Raw genomic sequence first — 22,489 nt, forward strand, 5'->3', positions numbered from 1 at the left:
AAGCTACCATGCAGCATCATTTAATTTTCAACTCATTTTATCGCATGCAAATCGATACATCCGGCCTTGTCCATGCCGTTTCATTCATTGCCTCGCCAAATTGCGACGAGCGCCCGGCGGATGCGGAAATCAACTTATTAGTGATCCATAATATCAGTCTCCCGCCCGACGAATTCGGCGGCACTGGCGTGATTGAGCTGTTTACCAATCAAATCGATCCGCAAGCACACCCTTATTATCACTCGTTACTAGGGTTGAAAGTATCGGCCCATTTTTTCATCCGCCGCGCCGGCATGATCATTCAATTTGTCCCTTGCACTAAACGTGCCTGGCATGCAGGGATATCCCAATGGCAAGGCAAAGAACGTTGCAATGATTTCTCGCTGGGCATTGAACTGGAAGGCAGCGATTTGATGCCATTTGCCGATGCGCAATACGCATCGTTGAGCGCATTAACCAGATGCCTGTGCGATCACTATCCCATCCGGCATATCGCCGGACATTCGGATATCGCACCCGGACGCAAAACCGATCCAGGGCCTTATTTTGATTGGAAGAAATATGCATCCGATTTAGGCGAGAAAAAATTCTTCAATGCAATGCAAAATTTTTTATGATGCAGCAAACAACCACATCATATTCATTCTTCCGAATTAGTTACGTATCACCCGGTAGCTAGCAATTAACCTGCACTCACTTCCCGGTGCTACTTCCACGACATCATTTGCGGCATTCGTGGTTTCAACACATACTAAGCGCTGATAGTCGGTGTCTTCCAGATCGGCCATTTCCTTGGAAATTTTTTCCCAGGGATTCCATACCACTGCGGTTTTGCTGCCTTGCGAAGTAATCTGAATGCGTCGGTTCAGCGCACTATCGTCGATCGTTAAGGTGTTGCCAACATCCAGATAGATGCGGTCAACTTCCGATTCTATGGTCACTGCATCCGATTGCCGCTTTTGCTCATTGCCGCCACCCGCCTTATCGATATATTCACAACCTTCCAACCCGAGCACTTTCGTCCGTGCGATATCACCCACTTTAAAGTAGGTATGGAACGCTTGTGTAATGGAGAATGTTTCTTTTCCGGTATTGCGCGTGATCAAGGACAGATTCAACGTAGCGCCAATTACAATTTCTTGCAACAGACTGAACGATTGCGGCCAGATCGCACGCGTATCCGGTGTATCCACCAAACCCAGCGTGACTTTGACATCACCATTGTTCATAGCTTCGGTGGCCACGACATTCCACGCACGATTACGTACAAATCCATGTCCAGGACGACCCTTGCCTTCCGGGTCGGCGCCAAACCATGGCCAGCAGATCGGTGCGCCGCCTTTAATTGCTTTGCCATCCTGGTAATACGCTTTTTCACTCAGGAAAAGAACATCTTCCGGTTCTCCGGCTGGCTGGTATGACAACACCTGTCCGGCATGAAGCGAAATCAATGCCGCGGCCTTGGCATTATTCACCCGGATCATCGGCAATCCGCCGTTACCCGCTATAAATTCAAGTTGACCTGCAATTTTGTACTTGGTGTTGAGTTCTTCGATAGTCATCATTTTCCTTATCAAGTTATTGGTTATTCTGCATATTTATACTTTGACAGGCATCACCCGGCTGGCCGCAAGTTTAGCACGGCTCCGTGCTTCGTCCGTGTTCACACCATTTGCCAGCGCAACGCCCATGCGTCGGCGCTGGAATGATCCCGGCTTGCCGAACAAGCGTAAATCGCTATGCGGCACGCTAAGCGCTTCAATCACGCCGGAGAACGCAATGCCTTGCGCTTCCAGTTGACCATAAATCACCGCACTGGCACCTGGCGCCAACAGAAGGGTATCCACCGGCAATCCCAGGATGGCACGCGCATGCAAATCAAATTCGCTCTGTTTCTGGCTGCACATGGTCACCATACCGGTATCATGCGGCCGCGGACTGACTTCGCTAAACCAGACTTCATCACCTTTGATAAACAATTCCACACCGAAAACACCTAAACCACCCAGATCATCAGTGATTTTCTTAGCCATCTCACGTGCGCGTTCCAATGCTATAGGTGACATTCCCTGCGGTTGCCAGCTTTCCACATAATCACCCTGCACCTGCACATGACCGATCGCTTCACAGAAATGCGTTTTCACGCCCCCATCCGCACCCCGCGCACGTACCGTCAATTGCGTAATTTCGTAATCAAAATGAATCACTCCCTCGACAATCACCCGCCCCTGATTCACCCGGCCGCCGCTCGCGGCGTAGTGCCATGCAGCTTCAATTTCATCTGCATTTCCGATACGCGACTGTCCCTTGCCCGACGAGGACATCACCGGTTTTACGATACAGGGATAACCGATCTTGCCATCAATTGCGGCGCGCAGTTCATCCAAACTATTGGCAAAAGCATAAGGTGAAGTGGGCAAACCCAGTGTTTCTGCCGCCAGACAGCGAATTCCTTCGCGATTCATCGTAAGTTTAGCAGCACGCGCAGTCGGAATTACGGTCGCAATCCCCGCTTGCTCGATTTCTATTAGCATATCGGTCGCGATAGCTTCAATTTCCGGTACGATGATATCCGGACTCTCCCGTTCGATCAGCGCACGAAGCGCCTGACCGTCCGCCATGTTGATCACATGCGCGCGATGCGCCACCTGATGTCCCGGTGCATCGGCATAGCGGTCTACCGCGATGGTTTCGACACCCAGACGCTGCAGCGCGATAATCACTTCCTTACCGAGTTCGCCACTGCCCAGTAGCATGACTTTGGTCGCTGACGGACTCAGCGGTGTGCCGATAACGGATCGTTTATTCATCATATGTTTTCCTCTGTTACTGTTCTGTTCTTTTCATATTCTGTTGTAGTAAGGCCCACTGCACATGTTCCCGCACCAAAACTGAAGCATCATTTAATCGCGCTTGCAGCGCCTGAACGATTTCCACCGAGTATGGCGCATTCCCCAAGCCAACCGCGATATTACGCAGCCACTGTATATGACCAATACGGCGAATCGCACTGCCCGCCAATTTAGCTTCAAATGTTTCCTGATCCCAGCTAAATAATTCAATCAACGATACATCATCCAATCCATTGCGCACATGAAAATCATTTTCGTTAGTGATTTGGGCAAATTTATTCCACGGACACACCAACTGGCAATCATCACAGCCATAAATACGATTGCCAATCAGCGGACGTAACGATTCGGGAATGCTGTCTTTTAATTCAATGGTCAAATAAGAAATACAGCGCCGCGCATCAACCTCATACGGTGCAACAATCGCTTGCGTTGGACAAACATCGATACATCGGCTGCAACTGCCACAATAATTTTCAGTTTCTTCATCAACGGGAAGTGGCAGGTCGACATACATTTCCCCCAGGAAAAACATCGAACCCGCTTGACGCGACAACAGCAAAGTATGCTTACCGCGCCAGCCCAGACCGGCTTTCTGCGCCCATGCCACTTCCATCACCGGCGCGCTATCGGAAAATACCCGGTAATTGAACGCCCCTGCTTCCACTGTCATTTTATCCGCCAGTTTTTGCAACCGGGAACGCAGAACCTTATGGTAATCCCGCCCCAGTGCATAACGTGAAATAAATGCGCGTTCACCCGAGTGGATCACATCCCAGCTATTTTTGACGGAGGGTGGTGCATAATTGATACACACGGAAATAATTCGCAGTGTTCCTGGTTCAAGTTCGGCGGGACGAGTGCGTTTGGTGCCATGTTTCGCCATATAATCCATTTCACCGTGATATCCTTTACCCAGCCATGAGAAAAAACCGGATTCGATTACAGTGATATCCGCGTTTGCATCGGCAATACGGACATCATGAAAACCCAATTCCTTGCCCCATGTTTTAATGGCAACTGCCAATGCGGCATAATCAGGTATTTTATTTGTTGAGGTATTTTTTTGCATAGCGTTCATTCGACAGATTGCGGATCAGCACAAAGCCATACACACTATCTTGCCGACACAGAAGAAACCTTGAAATTTGGTGAAAAATTAGCATCTTGCCTACACCCTGGCATGACAATTCATCTGCTTGGCAATCTAGGCGCCGGTAAAACCACTTTAACCCGGGGTATTTTACACGGCCTTGGATACTCGCATATCGTCAAAAGCCCTACCTATAATTTAGTTGAAATCTACAAAATCTCTGGGTTATACTTGTATCACTTTGATTTTTATCGATTCAATGATTGTTCGGAATGGGAAGAAGCAGGTTTTCGCGATTATTTTAATTCCAATTCTATTTGCTTGGTGGAATGGCCTGAAAAAGCGGGAAACTTATTGCCCAGCGCCGACTTGCGGTGCTTTCTCAACATACTTGATTCGGGCAGAAATATTGAAATCCGAAGCGGCACAGAGACAGGAAAACAATGCCTGATACATTGGACTACAGAAAAAAATACTTGATAGCATATTTTAGCGTTTGCAGTAATGCAAGCGTAAAAAATACTTTTCTGGCGCCTCTGATCCTAATCTTTTTTTGTTGTTGGATGCTGTTAAGCCAATCCGCGATGGCTGCGGATGCCACCGTTCAATCCGTTCGCGTTGGATTGACTCCTGACTATACACGCATCACCCTTGAATCCGATCGGCCGCTTGAATATGAGCTGAGTATGCTGGATAACCCGCACCGCGTGGTCATTGATCTAAACAATACCAAGCTTAACCCGGTACTGCATACCTTACCCCAGAAAGTGGATGCTATCGACCCCTTTGTACAAAATATCCGTATCGGTCAATTCACTCCGCACGTTATCCGACTGGTATTTGATCTTAAAGCGCACGTCGTTCCTCGCACATTTGTTGTACCGCCCAAAGAAAATTTTGCCTATCGATTGATATTGGATATTTATCATCCGCACAAAGCGGCTAAAACGGAATTGAGCACTCCTACCCATCCTGCCGCCAAAGCAAAGTTTGAAACGGATGTTCTGGATGAATTGGTAGCCTCATTAATACAAGACAGCAGCAAACAAGAATCCAACTTGATCCGGGTTGTTCCTCCGTCTCCCCAAAAAATTCAACCGCACCCTGTAAAGCAGGCTGAGCAACCAGGCAGTTTTCAAGCCGCACAATACCGTAAGCCCAATTCAACACCACAAAAAAGTATGATACCGCGGATTATCGTGGTAGCAATTGATCCCGGTCACGGTGGCAAGGATCCCGGTGCGATCGGAAAACAGGGCACCTACGAGAAAGATGTTACGCTGGCAATTGCCAGAAAACTTAAGGAAAAAATTGATAAAGAGCCCAGCATGCGGGCTGTTCTAACACGGGATGGCGATCATTACATTTCGCTTCCGCAGCGACGAATAATTGCGCGGCGCGCCAATGCCGATTTGTTCGTGTCCATACATGCAGACGCCAATCCGAAATCGCACGCTCATGGCTCTTCGGTATTCACCTTATCGGAGCATGGTGCAACTTCAACTACGGCCAGTTGGCTCGCCGACAAGGAAAACAGTGTTGATGGTGATTTGATGGGGGGAATTGACATCACATCGAAATCAAAAGATATCAAGGAATTACTACTGGATCTGTCGCTCAATGCCGCCATTAACGATAGCGTGAAATTGGCTGAGTATGTACTGAAACAACTTGGCAGCATCAATCATCTACACAAGAGGAATGTAGAACAGGCTGGTTTTGCAGTACTCAAATCACCGGATATTCCTTCAATTCTGGTGGAAACCGCTTTTCTCAGCAATCCCAAAGAAGAAGTAAAATTGCGCAGCGGAGACTATCAGAGCAAAATGGCGGATGCAATGTTTCTGGGGATAAAGAAATATTTTTCCGATAATCCCGCATTAGCTCGCGCCGCGGTAGCACAAACAAAGTAAGCTTGCTGAATGCTTGTCAGGAGGATAACAAGCCTGATTAAACCGCTTTATTTGTCATAACCCTATACAATAGCACTTTCTGTCCCAAGTTGGTCGCAGTGTGCACAGCCAGATCAAGATGCACAAATATTGTTGTAAATATTAAAATTAGTCTCGACCGGGTTTAAACATATTTGGTATTTCTATAACTAAGTCACGTCTAAATTAATATCTATTCATTACTCTTATGAAACAATGAATCATTGGTATCAAATCTGTACTAAAGATGGCTCTCCTCACATTATCTTGACGGGTAACTATACTTTAGCGGCATTGGAATTCTTGTTAAAACCGTTAGAGGATGAGCTATCTCGTGAGACTAAAAATCAGAATCTCTATTGGGATTTAACGGGTATTGAGCAAATCGACACTGCTGGCACCATCCTGCTTTGGCGCGTATGGAAAACCAAGCGTCCCGATCGTTTACAACTACGTCCCGAGCATGAAAAGATGTTTCAACGGTTAGAACGGCTGCCCGCTCATCAGCCAGAAATCAAACATCGAGATTTACTGTGGCCAATCACTAGCTTAGGTAAACTGGTATTGGTTTTATGGCAGCATTCCGTAAGCTTGGTTGCATTGATTGGCCAGTTAATGCTTGATGTGATCTACTTAATCCGGCATCCTGTTTATATTCCTTGGCGGGAAATCTCTGCAAATCTATACCGAACCGGTGCTCAGGCGCTAGGTATCACCGCATTAGTAGGATTTCTGATCGGGATTGTGTTAAGTTATCTCTCCTCCAAGCAATTGCAATTATTTGGTGCCGATATCTTCATTATCAACATATTGGGGATTAGTATCATTCGCGAACTGGGCCCCATGCTGGCGGCAATACTGGTAGCAGGTCGTTCTGGCTCAGCGATGACGGCACAACTGGGTGTCATGCGCGTAACACAGGAATTGGATGCTTTGACTGTCATGGGAATTTCCCATAGCCAACGATTGATCTTACCCAAAGTTCTGGGTCTTGGCATTGCAATGCCGCTGCTGGTCATATGGACCAGCGCAGTGGCATTATTAGGCGGTATGGTTGCAGCAGAAATACAACTGGGCTTACACTATCACTATTTCATCACTGCGCTACCGGATTCTGTGCCGGTAGGAAATTTGTGGTTAGGATTAGGAAAAGGGATTGTATGCGGAATGGTGATAGCGTTGATTGCATGCCATTTTGGATTAAAAATTAAACCAAACACTGAAAGCCTGGGTGAGGGCACCACCGCTTCTGTCGTAACCGCCATCACCATGGTAATCATTATTGATGCAATTTTTGCAGTGCTCTTCTCTGATGTAGGACTCCCCTAGATTCATGACAGAACCGGAATGTATTATTGAGATTGAATCGCTACACACCCGCTATGGTAATCATGATGTCCATCGCGATGTCAATTTAAATGTGTATCGCGGCGAGATTCTGACTTTGATCGGCGGCTCGGGTAGTGGAAAAACGACTTTGCTGCGTCATATGTTGGGATTAGAGCAACCCTCCCAGGGAACAGTAAAAATTTTCGGCCATTCCCGAAACGATGCCACCTTCAATCGTCAAGAAAAAATCATACGAAGCCATTCCGGTGTGCTTTTTCAACAAGGGGCATTATTTAGTGCATTGACTGTGTTCGATAATGTTGCACTGCCCTTGCGTGAGTTGCATATACTCGATGAAGACATGATTCGTGATTTGGTGATGGTTAAACTCAATATGGTGGCAATTGAACCGGAACACGCCAATAAGATGCCGGCAGCCCTATCCGGAGGAATGATCAAGCGCGTCGCTTTAGCCCGCGCACTGGCATTGGATCCAAAAGTATTGTTTCTCGATGAACCTACAGCCGGACTGGATCCCGAGCTTAGTGAAAGTTTTGTGGAACTGATTCTTGCTTTACGCACTGAAATGGATCTCACCATTGTTATGGTTACCCATGACCTTGAAACACTTGTGGCATTGTCTGATCGTATTGCCGTGCTGGCCGATCAACAAGTCATCGTGACAGGTACCTTGGATGAGATATGCCGCTTTCAACACCCATTCATTACCAGTTTTTTTAAAAGCATACGGCATAAAATCGAGCAAAAAAATCACTCGGAGCAAACATGGAAAACCGTGCCCATGCCCTCATAGCCGGCATCTTTGTTATTCTATTGAGTATCTCTGTGGCCTTGGTCGCCATGTGGTTCAGCGGCAACAGCACCAAGCGCACAGATTATCTCGTGGTAACCAAGGAATCGGTGAGTGGGCTGAATCCTCAATCTGCCGTACACTATCGCGGCGTAAATATTGGTAAAGTGGAAAAAATTCAATTTGATCCTGATAATCCACACCAAATACTCATCCATATTGCAGTCAACGAGAATGTTATCCTGAGAAAAAGTGTTTATGCACAATTAGGCTACCAGGGTGTTACCGGACTCGCTTATATTCAGCTAAACGACGATGGTGTGAATAATGAGATACTGAGTGATGAGAGAATTCCAATGCGCCGATCATTACTGGATGAAGTCACCGGCTCTGGACAGGATTTGCTAACTAATGTCAATAAGTTAGTATTAAAGATGCATCATTTGTTGAATGAGCAAAACCAGAATCATATCTCACAAATTTTACAAAATATCGATAAAGCAACCAAAAATTTTGACGGTATTGCTGGCCACTTACAACCGGTGTTAAGCTCATTTACTGAATTAACTATAGAATCAGGTACTTTGGTCAAACGTTTGGATCAACTGCTGGGCGAGCTCAATCTTACAGTAGCCAAAGCCAATGAAAAAGAAGGTATTTTTGATAGTTTGTCGCACAGCACCCAGGAACTCGCCACTACGATCCCTGAATTACGAAAATTGAGTTACAGCCTATTACGTAACTCCAGTAACTTGGATAAAGTGCTTCATCAATTAGAAGAAAACCCACAGAGCTTGATCTTTGGCCGCTCTCCGTCATCACCTGGCCCAGGCGAAACCGGTTTCGTTCCACCTACAGAAAATAAACCATGAAGCAAATGCTATTGTTGATCTTTACTATTTTTCTACTTACGAGCTGCACGGGATTGCATAAACCTCAACCCGCGATATCGACTTATGCTTTTGGCATGCAGCATTTATCATCCATTGAACAAATACCGAACCAACCGCATCTACATCGAAAAAGCTTGCTAATCGCTGATGCGGCAGCACCCATCTGGCTGGATAATACGGCTATCCATTATCGGCTGATTTATCATAATCCTGCGCAATCATATGCTTATGCTAATAGCCGCTGGATAGCGACACCTGCTACATTGCTCACTCAGCAGATACGTAACCGTATTATTACCAACACACCTGAGCAAGTCATAAGAGACAGCGGCATAGTAAAAGCTGATTATACTTTGCACATTGAACTGAACGAATTTATCCAACTGTTCGATACCACTGACTCTAGCCATGTCGTGGTTAGCATTCGTGTTAGCTTGATTGAACAAAACTCCCGCAAGCTATTCGCTCAAAAAGATTTCAGTACTACCGAAAACACTCCTTCTGCTGATGCTGCAGGCGCAGTATTTGCCCTGAGTTCTGCAAGCAATAAACTGATTAATGAACTAGTGAACTGGCTGACTGTAGAATTACCCCCCGCTTAACCTAATAAGATTACCAAAATTAACCACAAGTTTGATTAATTTGTTATTCGCTTATGATAGTATCCGGTAAATTATCATTTAAGGTTCATTCATGCGTTTAGTCTGTGTCACCATTTTCTTAGCTTATTCTTTAAGTGCATGTGGTCATAAAGGTCCGCTTTTTCTTCCTCAAACTGAGGAAGAAAACCGCATGGTGCCAAGTGAAATTGAAAGAAAATGAGCGGCTTTCCGGAATTTATCTACTACGACGATGAGCTTTTTGTCGAGTCAGTGCCGCTAAAGCAGATTGCTGAAAAATTCGGAACACCATGCTATGTCTACTCACGGTCAGCGTTGACTAAGGCTTATCAAGAGTTCGATACAGCATTTGTAAATCGTGATCATCTGATCTGCTTTGCAGTTAAGGCCAATTCAAATATTGCCATACTCAATCTTTTTGCTCAACTTGGCAGCGGCTTCGACATTGTATCCGGCGGTGAATTGCAGCGTGTCCTTAAAGCAGGTGGAGATCCGGGAAAAACAGTTTTTTCCGGTGTTGGAAAAAGCATCTATGAAATGCGCATGGCTCTAGAAGAGAATATCTTATGTTTCAATGTAGAATCCGAGGCTGAATTAATTGCTTTGAATAAGATTGCCAAAGATATGGACAAGCTTGCACCGGTCAGTTTACGTATAAATCCGGATGTCGATGCCAAAACACACCCATATATTTCCACCGGCCTCAAAGAAAACAAATTTGGCATTCCCGCCCGTGAAGCTGAAAGGATTTATAAATCCGCGCACTTATATCCCAATATTCGTTTTATCGGCTTGGATTGCCACATTGGCTCACAGTTGACAGAACTTGAGCCTTTCACGCAAACCAGCAAAAAAATGCTCCACCTACTGGATAGTCTTCAAGCGCAAAACCTGGAGATTGAGCATCTGGATTTAGGCGGAGGATTAGGTATTCGCTATAACGAGGAAATTCTGCCGTCGATTAGTGATTATGTTTCCGCGCTTTGTATCAACACGCATCAAATAAAACAACGCCTTCTAATTGAACCCGGCCGCTCTTTGGTGGGTAACGCAGGCATTCTTCTGACACGCATTGAATACTTAAAACATACACCTGCACGTAACTTTGCAATTGTTGATGCGGCAATGAACGACTTGATGCGCCCAGCACTTTATGATGCTTATCATGAAATTTTACCCGTTCACAAAAATTCCGGAGAAATCAAAGATTATCAGATCGTTGGGCCTGTATGCGAAACTGGTGATTTTTTAGGTCATGATCGTCGGATCGGTCTGATCAATGGCGATCTTTTGGCTATTATGTCAGCCGGTGCATATGGTATGAGCATGAGCTCAAATTATAATTCGCGACCACGCGCTGCTGAAATCATGGTAGACAAAGATACTATCCACATTATCCGGCAACGTGAAACGATTGATCAGTTATTTTCTAACGAGAAAATTCTATCTTAATAAGCAGCATGAATCAGGAGATACATTTAATTATACTAACACGCTGTACCGCTTTATGATAAATCTGCAATGACAAGCCACTCTCGCATCAATGATGAACAATATCAAGACTACATTCTGCAGGGTGTCTCACGCACTTTTGCATTAACCATTCCACAATTACCCGAGGCTTTACGACGCATCATCGGCAATGCATATCTGCTTTGTCGAATCACGGATACGATTGAAGATGACAATGCTCTGACGATAGAACAAACTCGGCAATTATCGGATATGTTTGTCGAAGTAGTATGTGGAAATGCATCAGCGGAGGAATTTTCACTAAAATTGCACCCTCTCCTTTCTGATCAAACCATTCCTGCCGAACATGACTTAATTAAAAATACCCCCGCTGTTATTCGTGTCACGCACAGCTTTAATCCCGTGCAGCGTAAGGCACTGGAGCGATGCGTCAGAATCATGGCGCAAGGTATGGCGGATTATCAGGAGACTGAATCTTTGGAAGGGCTCAAAGATTTACCCGCAATGAATCAGTATTGTTATTACGTTGCAGGCGTTGTCGGTGAAATGTTAACCGAATTATTCTGTGATTACTCAGCGGAAATTAATGCGCACAAACCCATCTTGATGAAACTTGCCGTATCATTTGGACAGGGCTTACAAATGACCAATATTCTCAAAGACATATGGGATGATCGTAAACGCGGTGCCTGCTGGCTGCCGCAAGATATTTTTCTTAAGAATGGATTTAACCTTAGCAAATTACAGCCGGGTATGAACGATACTAACTTTCAAGCTGGATTGGCAGAGCTATTGGGAGTGGCTAAAAGACATCTACTTAACGCCATGATCTACACCAGCCTAATCCCTCCGCACGAGAAAGGCATTCGCAGATTTTGTTTATGGGCAATTGGCATGGCCATCTTGACGCTTAATAAAATAAATCGGCACCGGAATTTTTCTGAAGGTGCACAAGTCAAGATCAGTCGCCGTAGTGTTAAAGCAACCATCCTAACCACTAGTCTGTTTGCCAGCCACAATTGGATACTCGAGCTATTATTCAAGTATACTTCCAGAAATCTTCCTGAAGTTAGCTCACACCCAGCGGCGTTATCAGAAATTAGCTAAGCAATTACAATAACATGAAATCATTGGTTACAGGAGCAACTGGATTTCTCGGCTCGGCGGTTATGCGATGCTTGCTAACAGCCGGCCATGATGTCCGGGTTTTGGTTAGACCGAACAGTGATCGGAGAAATCTTGAGCGTTTTGCGGTTGAAATTTCCGAAGGTGATCTACGTAACCATGAATCCCTTCAACATGCAGTTCAGGGTTGCGATAATCTTTTTCATGTCGCGGCCGATTATCGTCTCTGGGTTCCTGATCCCGAAACCATGTATGACATCAATATCAATGGAACGCGTGCCCTCATTCTGGCTGCGCACCAGGAAGGCATAAAACGTATTATCTATACCAGCAGTGTAGCAGCGCTGGGCCTAAATTCCGATGGATCACCGGCTAACGAAGAGACTATATCAGATATTTCCGCAATTACCGGATACTATAAACGCTCCAAATATCTTGCTGAACAAATAGTGAAGCAATTAACCGATGAACACCATCTACCTTTAACTATCGTTAACCCTTCAGCCCCGGTAGGTCCCGGAGATATTCGCCCCACCCCAACCGGGCGCATTATATTGGATACACTCCTGGATCGCATGCCTGCCTATGTGAATACTGGCCTAAATATTGCTCATGTTGATGACATCGCGTACGGTCATTTACTGGCATACCAGAACGGGAAGCCAGGAGAACGCTACATACTCGGTGGCGATGACATGACTCTACTGCAAATCTTGCAAGCCATCGATGAAATCCAGGGAGTAAAAAAGAATCGCATCAGCATACCTATCAACGTCATGCTACCTATGGCATGGTGCATGGAAAAAATTGCAAGTCTCACACACTCAGAACCCCGTGCAACACTGGATAGCATTCGTATGGCGAAGAAATTGATGTTCTTCTCCAGTAAAAAAGCACAGCATGAATTAGGTTATCAATACCGCCCGGCACGTGAAGCAATTAGGGATGCAGTTAACTGGTTCAAAGAAAATGGCTACAGCAACTAATTAATCAAATATTATCCAAAAAAATATCGGCAAACATCCATCTGCGGCACATTAAAACCTCTAAATCTAGAGTACGATTCTCACTGAATCTTTTTCTCATTTGACCTAAATTTTAATAATCATCTGTCGTAAACACACCAGGCAAGATTAATCCAAACAAAACCATTTAATTAGCCAGTTATAGATTTTTCAACTCTAGTACTACCAAAAATATAGCTATTTACGGAGAAAAGTATGTCTGATAAAAATTTAAAATTCTTGGTGGTCGATGATTTTTCCACTATGCGTAGAATCGTTCGCAACCTTCTGAAAGAACTTGGATTTGTTAATGTTGACGAGGCTGAAGATGGTGCAATTGCATTGCGTAAACTGCAAGATGGTAATTTTGACTTTATTGTATCCGACTGGAATATGCCCAATATGGACGGGTTAACTATGCTCCAGAATGTGCGCGCAAACTCGGCATTAAAGGATATTCCCGTCCTCATGGTTACCGCTGAAGCTAAAAAGGAAAATATTGTGGCTGCCGCTCAAGCTGGCGCAAGTGGTTATATCGTTAAGCCATTTACTGCCGCCGTCCTTGAGGAGAAACTAAATAAAATTTTCCAGAACATGAAAGCCAAGTTAGCTGAGAAAGCGTGAATCCCCTTTAATAACATACAGGTAAGTTAACTATGAATACAAAACGTCAGACAAAAATAAAAGTTAACGAAATTGATCAAGCACCCACTCCCAAAAAATCTAGAAAATCGATTCAATTAGCTGATGCATCAAAAAGTTTTGGAGTCAATCTTACAGAAAACCCGGCACTAATAATATCTGACAAGAAAGTTATTGATCAGGTTGGGTTATTAACACGAAACTTACATGATAGCTTACGAGAATTAGGATATGACACACGTCTCCAAGCGATTGCTGCTGAGGTGCCCGAAGCTCAAGACAAGCTGACTTATGTAGCCACAAAAACTGAACAAGCTGCCGAGCGGGTACTCAATGCCACAGAGATCGCGATGCCGATTCAAGAAAAGCTTGCAAATAATGCAATTTATCTATCCGAACAATGGAAACAAGCCCTTGAAACCCAACAAGGGAATCCAGACACTGAAATATTCAAAACATTGCTTATTGAAACACTTCAATATCTTGACAAAGTGCCTGAACAAACTAATGCGACCAATACACAACTACTTGAAATAATGATGGCGCAAGATTTCCAAGATCTCACAGGTCAAGTAATCAAGAAAATTACGCATATGGTACAAAGTTTAGAAAAAGATCTCATTGATCTATTGTTAGCCAATGTTTCTCTCAAGAAGAGTCATGCAGATGATGACGGACTTATGAATGGACCAGTTACCAATCCTGAGAAAAGAAATGATGTAGTATGTAATCAAGATCAGGTAGATGATTTTCTGGCTAGTCTTGGTTTCTGAGTTGTGTACAAAATTTCTCCAAGTACCGTTATATGAATTGATCTCAGGTTTTGCGCTTCTGATTTTTTTATTTTTAGGGGATTTCTTCCTGAGATAATGCTTTCTTTAGCATCTGATATACAAGTACGCATAGAGCAGACTTAAGCAACCTCATAAGGGACAAACATGGCGAACGGCTACACACCAAATCGCCCCGCGCGCAAGCAAGGGCGCGTTTGGAAATAAGTCACAGCCAAATCGTAGCACTAAAAAATTCCAGCGTACGATATAGCAACTCAATGAATTAAAATAAGTAATCGCACTTATCAATCGCTAAATTGCTGAATCGCGGCTTTACAAAAAAGACAGCGATTAAGTCCGACGATGATTCCATCATCAACTCAGTCGCGCAAGGTTCCACCTAGTGGCGGGAATGATTGAGAAAATTCCAGACCAAACTGTCCAATTGCTTTTATGTATTTTGGAAGAGAACAAAGAATAAAAATTGCACTTCGTGTTTAAATCCACCCTAGCTTAATAAAGTCTGTCATCGCTCTTAATTGATTTAAACTCAATTAATCGCAAAAAATGCATGCATTCCCCAGTTCTTTAATTTGAAAAAGAAATGGCCATTACGGCCTTGATTGTGATAAATTCATGGTTGGTAAGTCAGGTATATAAAAATTGGCTTCCTTCATAACATTAATATAGGAGTTGAAAATGAGCAAATTTCTGATCGCTGCAATCGGTTTGGTTTTTTTAGTGGGATCTTCTGTCACAATGGCAAGCGGAAACAAAGAGTCTTCACTGCCTCCAGTAGCTGCCCAGGATATCTTGAATAAAATGTCATGCGAAGGCAAAAAAGACGGTGAGAAAATTAGAGATCGCACTGATGGTGAAATGATTACCTGCCCTGCGAAAATAAAACAACCAAATTTTGGTAAATAATTAATTAGCTGTAGAGCAAACCCATAAATAGGTCAAGCTTGGATAGATAGCTTTTTTTATGCTTTATCATCTAAAGCAATCGCACAGATTGAATAATGATTTTAATAAATTAAGCAACTACTGGCTTGACCTATTGTTTTGCGTGTCCGACGCAAGAATATATCTCGGAGTGGATGGATAATCCCTCAGCAAACTGAATAATTTTCCCTGAATTTGTCGCAATCATATTAGTGAATATAATCATCCAAAATAACTTATTGCAATCATCCACTAAAACTGCACAAAAAATTGTTATTCTCAGGAAAAAATAAGATCTTAATAAAAATACCTTGATAATAAAATACTTAAAAGATATTTTCCTCGCTCATAAAAATAGGTGAATTAATACAAATTTGCTTTGCAATTTTTACTCATTGGGATGGAAAATAATGAAACAAGTATTTATTTTATCTTGCATTCTGTTTTTTTATACCGGCAATTCACTGGCACAAAAAAAACAATCTGGATGTTAAATCTCACGCTGCCCTGGTTTTTAATGCGCAGAATGAGCACGTCATCTATGACAAGAATGCCGATAAGGTTATGCCCATCGCTTCCATCACCAAATTAATGACGGCTATCGTCACACTGGATGCCCGTTTAGCACCGAATGAAATCATCACGATAGAGAGTGCTGATGTTGACAAGCTGAAGTACACAACTTCCCGCTTACCCGTTGGCAGCAAGCTTTCGCGACATGAATTGTTGAAGTTATCACTGATGTCCTCAGAAAACCGTGCAGCAGCAGCATTAGGGCGCACCTACCCTGGCGGCACTAAGGCATTTGTGAATGCCATGAACATTAAAGCCAAACAAATGGGTATGCTTAACAGCCGATTTGTCGAACCTACCGGATTGAGCAGCAATAATGTAGCGAGTGCGCGCGATTTGGCCAAACTGGTCGCTGCCTCCAATCGCTATACTGTCATACGTGAATTCTCCACCGCATCACAACATTCCGTATCTCCGGGAAATAAACGCGGTCAGTTGCAATATGTCAATTCCAATAGCTTGGTGCGCAGCCAGAACTGGACTATTGATGTTTCCAAAACCGGATACCTGAATGAGGCCGGGCGCTGCCTAGTCATGCACGCCAAAATTTCCGGGCAGCCCGTTGTTATCGTGCTCCTTAATTCGTGGGGTAAAAATACGCGTATTGGTGACGCAAATCGTGTCAGGAAATGGATAGAAAGCAATCAAAACCGTAAGCAGGTATAGCGGGATCAATCAGATTAAACCAAACTAACCCAGTTGATAAATCTCACTGTATTTAGTCGTTAAGTAATCAATAAAATGATCCGGACTCAAAGCCTCACCTGTTACACGCTGCACCAGTTCTTGTGGCGTGTAAAGTCTGCCCTGGCGGTGGATTTTTTCGTTTAACCAATCTTTAATCGGCGCAAAATTTCCTGTTGCAATGTTCATTTCCGTATCTGGCTGCTCGCTCAGCAATGCGGTATAAAACTGACAGGCATATATCGCACCCAGTGTATACGAAGGAAAATACCCGAACGCCCCGCCGCTCCAATGCGAATCCTGCAATACGCCCAACGTATCGGTGGGTGGCGTAATTCCCAGATATTTCCACATTAACTCGTTCCAAATAGCAGGTAAATCATCGACTCGCATCGAATCGTCAAACAAACCCTTTTCGATCTCGTAGCGCAATATGACATGCAATGGGTAAGTCACTTCATCCGCTTCCACGCGAATAAAACCCGGTTTGCACGTATTGATCGCGCGATAAAACGAATCCACATTGGCGGATTGCAGATTATCCGGAAATGTGGCTCGAATCGTATCGAAATAATGCGAGCAGAACGGCTTGCCTTGCGCAACCATGCGTTCCCAGAACAACGACTGGGATTCATGAATCCCCATCGTTAATGATTCCGATGCCGGCAAATCCCCAAATTCATACGGGCGCCCCTGTTCGTACAATGCATGACCAGTCTCATGAATCACCGAATACAAAGATTCGATAAAATCACTGTCTTTATAGCGCGTTGTAATTCGCACATCGGTAGGATGGCTGCCACCGCAAAAAGGATGCACCGACACATCGATCCGACCTTGTTGAATATTAAAACCGATATCCTGGCTGATTTTGCGTGCTAATGCTTCCTGTTTATCCAGCGCAAACCTGCCTTGTAGGAATGACGTATCAGGTTGTTGAGGATGATTCTGAATAGCTTCGATCAACGGTATCAGTTCCTGCTTCAAGCGCTCGAATATGGGTGTGATCATGTCCATCGTGGTGCCACGCTCAAACAAGTCGATATTTGCGTCATAAGGGTTCAAATCGGGCGATACACGCTGCGCCCACTCGGTTTTCAATGCCAGGAAACGTTTCAACACCGGCGCGAAATCGGAAAATTTATTCTCTTGCCGCGCCATCACCCAAATACCCTGGCCACGCGAACTCAATTCTGCCAGTTCCTGCACCAGTTGCTTCGGCACTTTGGTTTCCAATTCATAACTGTGCAGCGCTTCGCGAATATTGCAGCGTTCCACTTCACCCAGGCGATCAGAATTTTTTTCTTTCAGCTCATTCAAGCAATCCCCCAGCGCAGGATCGGTCATGCGCTCATGAATCACCCCCGCCAGCGCAGCCATCTGTTTCGCGCGCGCCTCACCGGCACCTGCAGGCATCACCACTTCCTGATCCCACCCCAACGTACTCATCACGCCATTTAAATGAGCAATTTCTTCCAGTTTCTGCACTAAATTTTGATAATGTTGATTCATAGTCATTTCGCTCTTTAATCAAACCGCAAATATTACAATAATCCCCTAATCCCGAGGAATAACGCTAAAATTACACATTCACCATCATACAACTTTAACCCTAACCATTCACACTGCCATGCTCTGGATTAAATCACTGCACATTATTTTCATGGTCACCTGGTTCGCGGGACTATTTTACCTGCCACGCTTATTCGTGTATCACGCTCAATGTGAAGATCAACCCGGCAAAGAGCGCTTCAAGATCATGGAGCGCAAACTGTATTATGGCATCATGACCCCCGGCGCGGTGCTGACTGTAGTGTTCGGCGTGTGGCTGTGGCTGGGGTACGGTTTCTCGGGAAGCTGGTTACACGCCAAGCTGGCATTGGTATTGATACTGATCGTCTATCATTATTACTGCGGAAAATATGTTAAAGCGTTTAAAAACGATGCTAATCAGCATGGGCATGTTTTTTACCGCTGGTTCAATGAATTTCCAGTGTTGGTTTTGTTTGCGGTGGTGATACTGGTGGTGGTTAAACCGGATTTAGCGGCAGTGGTTTCCGGGTTGTTTGAGTAGCGACTGAAGTGCAAGATGGTTTTCATCTCTCCAAGACTACCATGCATCGATTTCCCATTGAAGCTCCTCGCTGGTCAGCATTTCCCCTGCTTCACAGCTTCCCAGCCTTATCCGGTCATTGACACTCATTCGATACAGCTTATTGGTACTGTTTATCGATTATCCTGGCTAATAGAAACTTCAATTTTACAGCCAAGAACAGCAGCAAATTTTTCTAAAGTCGACAATTTTATATCTTCGGCATGGTTTTCAATTCTCGATATCGCTGATTTCTTGGTGTTGAGTTTCTCAGCAATCTGTTCTTGCGTTAACCCGGAAGCTTCCCTGGCTTGCCGAAGCAGCACACCTATTTTAAAAGCCTGGTAGCCTTCTTCATAATTCTCATTAAATGCAACATCAACCGCCTTCCGCTTGCTGACATATTTTCTTAAATCACTCATGATTATTTTCTCCTTTTGAGATATTCTTTCTTACGCGCTTCGGCGATCAGAATTTCTTTTGCAGGCGTTTTTTGTGTTTTTTTCTGAAAAGCATGATTTAGAATCACCATTTGCTTACCTTCCAGAAAACCCAATAATCGAAAAATGTTATTTCCCGCCTGAATTCGAACTTCCCATAAATCATCCGTATTCACCAGTTTCTTAAAATACTGCGAAGGAATAACTTCCAGATCTTCAATCAACTGCAATACCCAAGTTACTTTCTGCGCTTGCTCCCCAGATAAAGAATCCAAAAAATCTTCTACCGGGCAAGCACCAGACTCCGATCGGTAAAAATGTATCGTTTTCATTGTCGGATGTTAACATGCAAGTTAACTTACAGCAACCTTGGGTGACATAAGCTTATTGATCTATTGGTGAATTCACCAATGCGAATGGCACTTAGGGATTGTATGAGATTCGGACTACACATGATGGTGGATAGCGCATACTTATCCACTCCACCACGCATACGCTATTGATAAATTCATAATGTTTCCTCCACCGCGCCTGATTTCACATTTGCATCCATTAGCGCCTCGGACTGCTTTATGATCGCAGCCGCTTTTTCTAAATTATCCTTATCAACCTCTTCGCCTTGAAACATTAGCCTAAATGCGGCTAATAAATTAGACTCAAGTTCCTCAAGTAAATAATGAAATGCACTGGGACCATATTTTTCTATATATTGGACTTGATGTGGCAGCGCAACTCTCACAAGGCTAATCACTCTGCTGCTATCTATGACTTCTACCATATCGATACCGTTTTTAAGCATATGTAACCTAGTTATTGCATGAAAAACTATAGCTTCATAAGCAGAATAATAAGCCCATGCGAGTGGAGAAATAAACGGTCGAGTTTTTAATGCCTGCTTGATTTCCAGATTATTCAAATCAAAATTACCTATCATTGAAAACATTTCTCTAACCCTTGAATTCTTTGCTGCTTCTTTCGCGGCTGATTCAAATTTTACTTCTGCCATCCAAGCAGATACCTCTTTAGCCGGGGCTAGGGATACAAATGCTTCCCAAAGCTGTTCAACAGCTACTAATTGTCGTTCGAAAATTACTGCTTGACGACTAGTAACTCCAGATAGCACAACATTTCTTAAAGCTTCTATTTGTGATGTTTTTGTGGATAAATCTATCTTAAATGCTTCTTCGTTCTTACGCAGCTCAGCCTTTAGATTCTCAATCTTTGCATCATATTCATGCTTAACGGAATTAGTTAATCTTGTAATGATAAGATTCCGAAACAGCCCTAGAGCCAAAATTAACAGTGATGAGGTCGATATAGCAGGTATCCAATCCATAATATTTACGCATTTCTCCTTTAGCTTAACTAGCTAATCATCCACAACCACCTGCCCCGGAAACAGCACATCCGTAAACCCGAACTGCCTGAAATCCCTGATCCGCATCGGATACAGAATCCCCTGCAAGTGATCGCATTCGTGCTGCACCACGCGCGCGTGAAAACCATTGACGTTGCGGTCGAGCACTGTGCCGTATTGATCGAAGCCCTGATAGCGCAGATTGATATAGCGAGGTACCACACCACGCATGCCGGGCACGCTGAGACAACCTTCCCAGCCGTCTTCTTTCTCGTCGGATAATGGCGTCAAATGCGGATTGAGGAGCACGGTAAAGGGCACCTCGTCGGCATCGGGGTAACGTTGATTCTTTTCAAATCCAAAAATGACGACTTGCAGACTCACGCCGATTTGGGGTGCCGCCAAGCCTGCACCATTCAAATACGCCATGGTGTCCTGCATATCCTGAATCAACGTATGCAGTTCCGGGGTATCGAATCGATCGACAGGCTTAGCCACTTGCAGCAACAATGGCTCACCCATTTTGAGTACCGGTTTAATGGCCATCGCAGCTCACCACATGTTCCAGAATGTTTCTGACTCCCATCATTGCTTGCTCCAATACCGCATAAATCTCCTTCAACGGAATGCTGCTCACGTTAGTGCCGCGTCCTGCGGCATAATTGGCGACCACGGCAATGCTCGCGTAATTTAGGTTCAGTTCTCTAGCCAGTGCGGCTTCCGGCATACCGGTCATGCCTACGATATCCGCGCCGTCGCGCTCCAGGCGGTTGATCTCGGCGGCTGTTTCCAGCCGGGGACCTTGCGTCGCCGCATAAACTCCACCATCGAAAACAGCTTCGTTGGCATTTTTTGCCGCTTGCAGCAACAAAGCGCGGGTGCGCTGACTATATGGTAGAGTCATATCAATATGCGTAACGGGCTGTTCCTTGCCTTCAAAAAAAGTGAAGCTGCGTCCATAAGTATAATCAATAACCTGATCCGGAATCATTAGCCGTCCCGGTGCCAGATCAGCGCGAATACCGCCGACCGACGCTACAGCGATGACATGCGATGGCTGCAAAGAATGCAGCGCCCATAAATTTGCGCGATAATTGATCGCATGCGGTGGAATCGTGTGCCCATGCCCATGCCGTGCCAGAAAAACGATATCTTCATTTCTCATCTTGCCAAATGTCAATGGGCCGGAAGGTTCACCGTAAGGAGTACGTATGATTTCCCGACGCGATATTTCCAGGCAGGATAATTGCGTCATTCCACTGCCGCCAATAATTGCAAACATCATTCTCCCAAACTTGGATTCAATCTTTTACTGCATAAACGGCGGGTAAATTTCGCCACGCGCCGTGTATGTCCATGCCGAACCCGAAAACGTAGCGGTCTGGAACGATCAGCCCAACAAAATCGGCCTGAAGCGGCTTCGGCTTGCTCGTTTCTTTCTCGGCAAACACCGCGCTATAAAATGCTCTTGCGCCATTTTTCAGCACCTTGTCACGAATGGCGGCAAGCGTAAGGCCTTGATCCAGAATATCATCCAGCACCAGCACAACCCGATCTTTGACACTCTCTCCAGGCTCAACCCGCCATTGAATTTCCCCACCCTGTAGTTGCTTGTTATAACGTGACAAATGCAAATAATCAAAATCCAGCGGAAAATGAAGTTGCGGTAACAAGTGTCCGGTAAATACCACCGCACCGCCCATCACACATAAAACCAGTGGCTGTTGCTGCGATAACTGCTGCGTGATATCCCTCGCCATACGATGCACCGTTTGCGCAACCGTCCGCTCGGAATAAATCAGTTCCGCCGTTTCCAGGATTTGTTGCGCTTGTGGGTAAGTCAGCATGGCAA

Annotated in this window: 26 protein-coding genes; 16 read left to right on the forward strand and 10 right to left on the reverse strand. The window is 44.6% G+C overall.

Going from position 1 to position 22,489, the window contains the following annotated elements:
* Positions 1–44 precede the first annotated feature (44 nt).
* The gene (ampD, locus tag ATY38_RS00370; protein WP_062557541.1) at positions 45–617 is read left to right on the forward strand and encodes a 1,6-anhydro-N-acetylmuramyl-L-alanine amidase AmpD; all 573 of its coding nucleotides are present in this window, start codon (positions 45–47) and stop codon (positions 615–617) included.
* A gap of 36 nt (positions 618–653) precedes the next feature.
* Here ampD and ATY38_RS00375 read toward each other — a convergent pair whose 3' ends face one another.
* Genes ATY38_RS00375 through queG form a run of 3 tightly spaced genes read right to left on the reverse strand, consistent with a single transcriptional unit; the run spans position 654 to position 3,924 of the window.
* Positions 654–1,565 (reverse strand): D-hexose-6-phosphate mutarotase, encoded by a 912-nt coding sequence (locus ATY38_RS00375; protein ID WP_235590346.1) that lies wholly within the window; start codon positions 1,563–1,565, stop codon positions 654–656.
* Between the two features lie 33 nt (positions 1,566–1,598).
* Positions 1,599–2,810 (reverse strand): formate-dependent phosphoribosylglycinamide formyltransferase, encoded by a 1,212-nt coding sequence (purT, locus tag ATY38_RS00380; RefSeq protein WP_062557543.1) that lies wholly within the window; start codon positions 2,808–2,810, stop codon positions 1,599–1,601.
* A 16-nt stretch (positions 2,811–2,826) separates the two neighbouring features.
* The gene (gene queG / locus ATY38_RS00385) at positions 2,827–3,924 is read right to left on the reverse strand and encodes a tRNA epoxyqueuosine(34) reductase QueG (protein ID WP_062560039.1); all 1,098 of its coding nucleotides are present in this window, start codon (positions 3,922–3,924) and stop codon (positions 2,827–2,829) included.
* On the opposite strand from queG, the gene tsaE reads away from it, so the two are divergent.
* The 14 genes from tsaE to pbpG all read left to right on the forward strand — a co-directional run bounded on the left by tsaE (position 3,919) and on the right by pbpG (position 16,730).
* Entirely contained in the window at positions 3,919–4,425 is a 507-nt protein-coding gene (gene tsaE, locus ATY38_RS00390) for a tRNA (adenosine(37)-N6)-threonylcarbamoyltransferase complex ATPase subunit type 1 TsaE (protein WP_062560040.1), read from the forward strand. The two genes, queG and tsaE, sit on opposite strands and share 6 nt — an antisense overlap.
* 104 nt (positions 4,426–4,529) lie before the next feature.
* Positions 4,530–5,858 (forward strand): N-acetylmuramoyl-L-alanine amidase, encoded by a 1,329-nt coding sequence (locus tag ATY38_RS00395; protein ID WP_235590347.1) that lies wholly within the window; start codon positions 4,530–4,532, stop codon positions 5,856–5,858.
* 234 nt (positions 5,859–6,092) lie between these two features.
* On the forward strand, positions 6,093–7,205 hold the full coding sequence (locus ATY38_RS00400; RefSeq protein ID WP_062557545.1) for an MlaE family ABC transporter permease: 1,113 nt from the start codon (positions 6,093–6,095) through the stop codon (positions 7,203–7,205).
* Positions 7,206–7,209: 4 nt separating this feature from the next.
* Positions 7,210–8,019, forward strand: coding sequence for an ABC transporter ATP-binding protein (locus tag ATY38_RS00405; RefSeq protein ID WP_062557546.1), 810 nt, complete (start codon positions 7,210–7,212; stop codon positions 8,017–8,019).
* Positions 7,992–8,888 carry an MlaD family protein gene (locus tag ATY38_RS00410; protein ID WP_062557547.1) on the forward strand — a complete coding sequence of 299 codons (897 nt, stop codon included), beginning with the start codon at positions 7,992–7,994 and terminating at the stop codon, positions 8,886–8,888. The genes ATY38_RS00405 and ATY38_RS00410 overlap by 28 nt, the downstream gene beginning before the upstream one ends.
* A gap of 53 nt (positions 8,889–8,941) precedes the next feature.
* Positions 8,942–9,511, forward strand: coding sequence for an ABC-type transport auxiliary lipoprotein family protein (locus ATY38_RS00415; RefSeq protein WP_235590348.1), 570 nt, complete (start codon positions 8,942–8,944; stop codon positions 9,509–9,511).
* A 91-nt stretch (positions 9,512–9,602) separates the two neighbouring features.
* Positions 9,603–9,731: an LPS translocon maturation chaperone LptM gene (lptM, locus tag ATY38_RS16320; protein WP_144429449.1), complete on the forward strand. Its 129-nt coding sequence runs from the start codon at positions 9,603–9,605 to the stop codon at positions 9,729–9,731.
* A complete protein-coding gene (gene lysA, locus ATY38_RS00420) occupies positions 9,728–10,981 on the forward strand; it encodes a diaminopimelate decarboxylase (RefSeq protein WP_062557549.1) in 1,254 nt (417 codons plus the stop codon). Before lptM ends, lysA begins: the two co-directional genes overlap by 4 nt.
* A 69-nt stretch (positions 10,982–11,050) precedes the next feature.
* Positions 11,051–12,109, forward strand: a complete 1,059-nt coding sequence (locus tag ATY38_RS00425) for a phytoene/squalene synthase family protein (RefSeq protein ID WP_062557550.1) — start codon at positions 11,051–11,053, stop codon at positions 12,107–12,109.
* Between the two features lie 14 nt (positions 12,110–12,123).
* The gene (gene hpnA / locus ATY38_RS00430) at positions 12,124–13,113 is read left to right on the forward strand and encodes a hopanoid-associated sugar epimerase (RefSeq protein WP_062557551.1); all 990 of its coding nucleotides are present in this window, start codon (positions 12,124–12,126) and stop codon (positions 13,111–13,113) included.
* A 234-nt stretch (positions 13,114–13,347) separates the two neighbouring features.
* Positions 13,348–13,755: a chemotaxis response regulator CheY gene (gene cheY / locus ATY38_RS00435; RefSeq protein WP_062557552.1), complete on the forward strand. Its 408-nt coding sequence runs from the start codon at positions 13,348–13,350 to the stop codon at positions 13,753–13,755.
* Positions 13,756–13,787: 32 nt separating this feature from the next.
* Positions 13,788–14,546 (forward strand): protein phosphatase CheZ, encoded by a 759-nt coding sequence (locus ATY38_RS00440; protein ID WP_062557553.1) that lies wholly within the window; start codon positions 13,788–13,790, stop codon positions 14,544–14,546.
* A gap of 699 nt (positions 14,547–15,245) precedes the next feature.
* Positions 15,246–15,473, forward strand: a complete 228-nt coding sequence (locus ATY38_RS00445) for a hypothetical protein (protein WP_013648203.1) — start codon at positions 15,246–15,248, stop codon at positions 15,471–15,473.
* 525 nt (positions 15,474–15,998) lie between these two features.
* Entirely contained in the window at positions 15,999–16,730 is a 732-nt protein-coding gene (gene pbpG, locus ATY38_RS00450; RefSeq protein ID WP_418007001.1) for a D-alanyl-D-alanine endopeptidase, read from the forward strand.
* A 24-nt stretch (positions 16,731–16,754) separates the two neighbouring features.
* Here pbpG and ATY38_RS00455 read toward each other — a convergent pair whose 3' ends face one another.
* Positions 16,755–18,266 carry a carboxypeptidase M32 gene (locus ATY38_RS00455; RefSeq protein ID WP_235590349.1) on the reverse strand — a complete coding sequence of 504 codons (1,512 nt, stop codon included), beginning with the start codon at positions 18,264–18,266 and terminating at the stop codon, positions 16,755–16,757.
* 112 nt (positions 18,267–18,378) lie between these two features.
* Here ATY38_RS00455 and hemJ point away from each other — a divergent pair, with 112 nt between their 5' ends.
* The gene (gene hemJ, locus ATY38_RS00460) at positions 18,379–18,822 is read left to right on the forward strand and encodes a protoporphyrinogen oxidase HemJ (protein ID WP_062557555.1); all 444 of its coding nucleotides are present in this window, start codon (positions 18,379–18,381) and stop codon (positions 18,820–18,822) included.
* 152 nt (positions 18,823–18,974) lie between these two features.
* Here the strand turns inward: hemJ and ATY38_RS00465 are convergent, their stop codons facing one another.
* From ATY38_RS00465 to ATY38_RS00490, 6 genes are all read right to left on the reverse strand, one after another.
* A complete protein-coding gene (locus tag ATY38_RS00465; RefSeq protein WP_062557556.1) occupies positions 18,975–19,262 on the reverse strand; it encodes a helix-turn-helix domain-containing protein in 288 nt (95 codons plus the stop codon).
* A gap of 2 nt (positions 19,263–19,264) precedes the next feature.
* Complete coding sequence (locus ATY38_RS00470; RefSeq protein WP_062557557.1) at positions 19,265–19,612, reverse strand: type II toxin-antitoxin system RelE/ParE family toxin; 348 nt, start codon at positions 19,610–19,612, stop codon at positions 19,265–19,267.
* A gap of 176 nt (positions 19,613–19,788) precedes the next feature.
* On the reverse strand, positions 19,789–20,616 hold the full coding sequence (locus ATY38_RS00475; RefSeq protein ID WP_062557558.1) for a hypothetical protein: 828 nt from the start codon (positions 20,614–20,616) through the stop codon (positions 19,789–19,791).
* Positions 20,617–20,649: 33 nt separating this feature from the next.
* Complete coding sequence (def, locus tag ATY38_RS00480; RefSeq protein WP_062557559.1) at positions 20,650–21,183, reverse strand: peptide deformylase; 534 nt, start codon at positions 21,181–21,183, stop codon at positions 20,650–20,652.
* Positions 21,173–21,919 carry an S-methyl-5'-thioinosine phosphorylase gene (locus tag ATY38_RS00485; protein WP_062557560.1) on the reverse strand — a complete coding sequence of 249 codons (747 nt, stop codon included), beginning with the start codon at positions 21,917–21,919 and terminating at the stop codon, positions 21,173–21,175. The genes def and ATY38_RS00485 overlap by 11 nt, the downstream gene beginning before the upstream one ends.
* A 19-nt stretch (positions 21,920–21,938) precedes the next feature.
* Positions 21,939–22,484 carry a hypoxanthine-guanine phosphoribosyltransferase gene (locus ATY38_RS00490; RefSeq protein WP_062557561.1) on the reverse strand — a complete coding sequence of 182 codons (546 nt, stop codon included), beginning with the start codon at positions 22,482–22,484 and terminating at the stop codon, positions 21,939–21,941.
* Between the last annotated feature and the right edge of the window lie 5 nt (positions 22,485–22,489).

This window comes from Nitrosomonas ureae (genome assembly GCF_001455205.1).
Taxonomy (GTDB): Bacteria; Pseudomonadota; Gammaproteobacteria; order Burkholderiales; family Nitrosomonadaceae; genus Nitrosomonas; species Nitrosomonas ureae.

Coding starts and splice junctions, on each gene's coding strand:
- ampD (WP_062557541.1), top strand. CDS start 45: ATGCAAATCGATACATCCGGCCTTGTCCATGCCGTTTCATTCATTGCC.
- ATY38_RS00375 (WP_235590346.1), bottom strand. CDS start 1,565: ATGATGACTATCGAAGAACTCAACACCAAGTACAAAATTGCAGGTCAA.
- purT (WP_062557543.1), bottom strand. CDS start 2,810: ATGAATAAACGATCCGTTATCGGCACACCGCTGAGTCCGTCAGCGACC.
- queG (WP_062560039.1), bottom strand. CDS start 3,924: ATGCAAAAAAATACCTCAACAAATAAAATACCTGATTATGCCGCATTG.
- ATY38_RS00395 (WP_235590347.1), top strand. CDS start 4,530: ATGGCTGCGGATGCCACCGTTCAATCCGTTCGCGTTGGATTGACTCCT.
- ATY38_RS00400 (WP_062557545.1), top strand. CDS start 6,093: ATGAATCATTGGTATCAAATCTGTACTAAAGATGGCTCTCCTCACATT.
- ATY38_RS00405 (WP_062557546.1), top strand. CDS start 7,210: ATGACAGAACCGGAATGTATTATTGAGATTGAATCGCTACACACCCGC.
- ATY38_RS00410 (WP_062557547.1), top strand. CDS start 7,992: ATGGAAAACCGTGCCCATGCCCTCATAGCCGGCATCTTTGTTATTCTA.
- lptM (WP_144429449.1), top strand. CDS start 9,603: ATGCGTTTAGTCTGTGTCACCATTTTCTTAGCTTATTCTTTAAGTGCA.
- lysA (WP_062557549.1), top strand. CDS start 9,728: ATGAGCGGCTTTCCGGAATTTATCTACTACGACGATGAGCTTTTTGTC.
- ATY38_RS00425 (WP_062557550.1), top strand. CDS start 11,051: ATGACAAGCCACTCTCGCATCAATGATGAACAATATCAAGACTACATT.
- hpnA (WP_062557551.1), top strand. CDS start 12,124: ATGAAATCATTGGTTACAGGAGCAACTGGATTTCTCGGCTCGGCGGTT.
- cheY (WP_062557552.1), top strand. CDS start 13,348: ATGTCTGATAAAAATTTAAAATTCTTGGTGGTCGATGATTTTTCCACT.
- ATY38_RS00440 (WP_062557553.1), top strand. CDS start 13,788: ATGAATACAAAACGTCAGACAAAAATAAAAGTTAACGAAATTGATCAA.
- ATY38_RS00445 (WP_013648203.1), top strand. CDS start 15,246: ATGAGCAAATTTCTGATCGCTGCAATCGGTTTGGTTTTTTTAGTGGGA.
- ATY38_RS00455 (WP_235590349.1), bottom strand. CDS start 18,266: ATGACTATGAATCAACATTATCAAAATTTAGTGCAGAAACTGGAAGAA.
- hemJ (WP_062557555.1), top strand. CDS start 18,379: ATGCTCTGGATTAAATCACTGCACATTATTTTCATGGTCACCTGGTTC.
- ATY38_RS00465 (WP_062557556.1), bottom strand. CDS start 19,262: ATGAGTGATTTAAGAAAATATGTCAGCAAGCGGAAGGCGGTTGATGTT.
- ATY38_RS00470 (WP_062557557.1), bottom strand. CDS start 19,612: ATGAAAACGATACATTTTTACCGATCGGAGTCTGGTGCTTGCCCGGTA.
- ATY38_RS00475 (WP_062557558.1), bottom strand. CDS start 20,616: ATGGATTGGATACCTGCTATATCGACCTCATCACTGTTAATTTTGGCT.
- def (WP_062557559.1), bottom strand. CDS start 21,183: ATGGCCATTAAACCGGTACTCAAAATGGGTGAGCCATTGTTGCTGCAA.
- ATY38_RS00485 (WP_062557560.1), bottom strand. CDS start 21,919: ATGTTTGCAATTATTGGCGGCAGTGGAATGACGCAATTATCCTGCCTG.
- ATY38_RS00490 (WP_062557561.1), bottom strand. CDS start 22,484: ATGCTGACTTACCCACAAGCGCAACAAATCCTGGAAACGGCGGAACTG.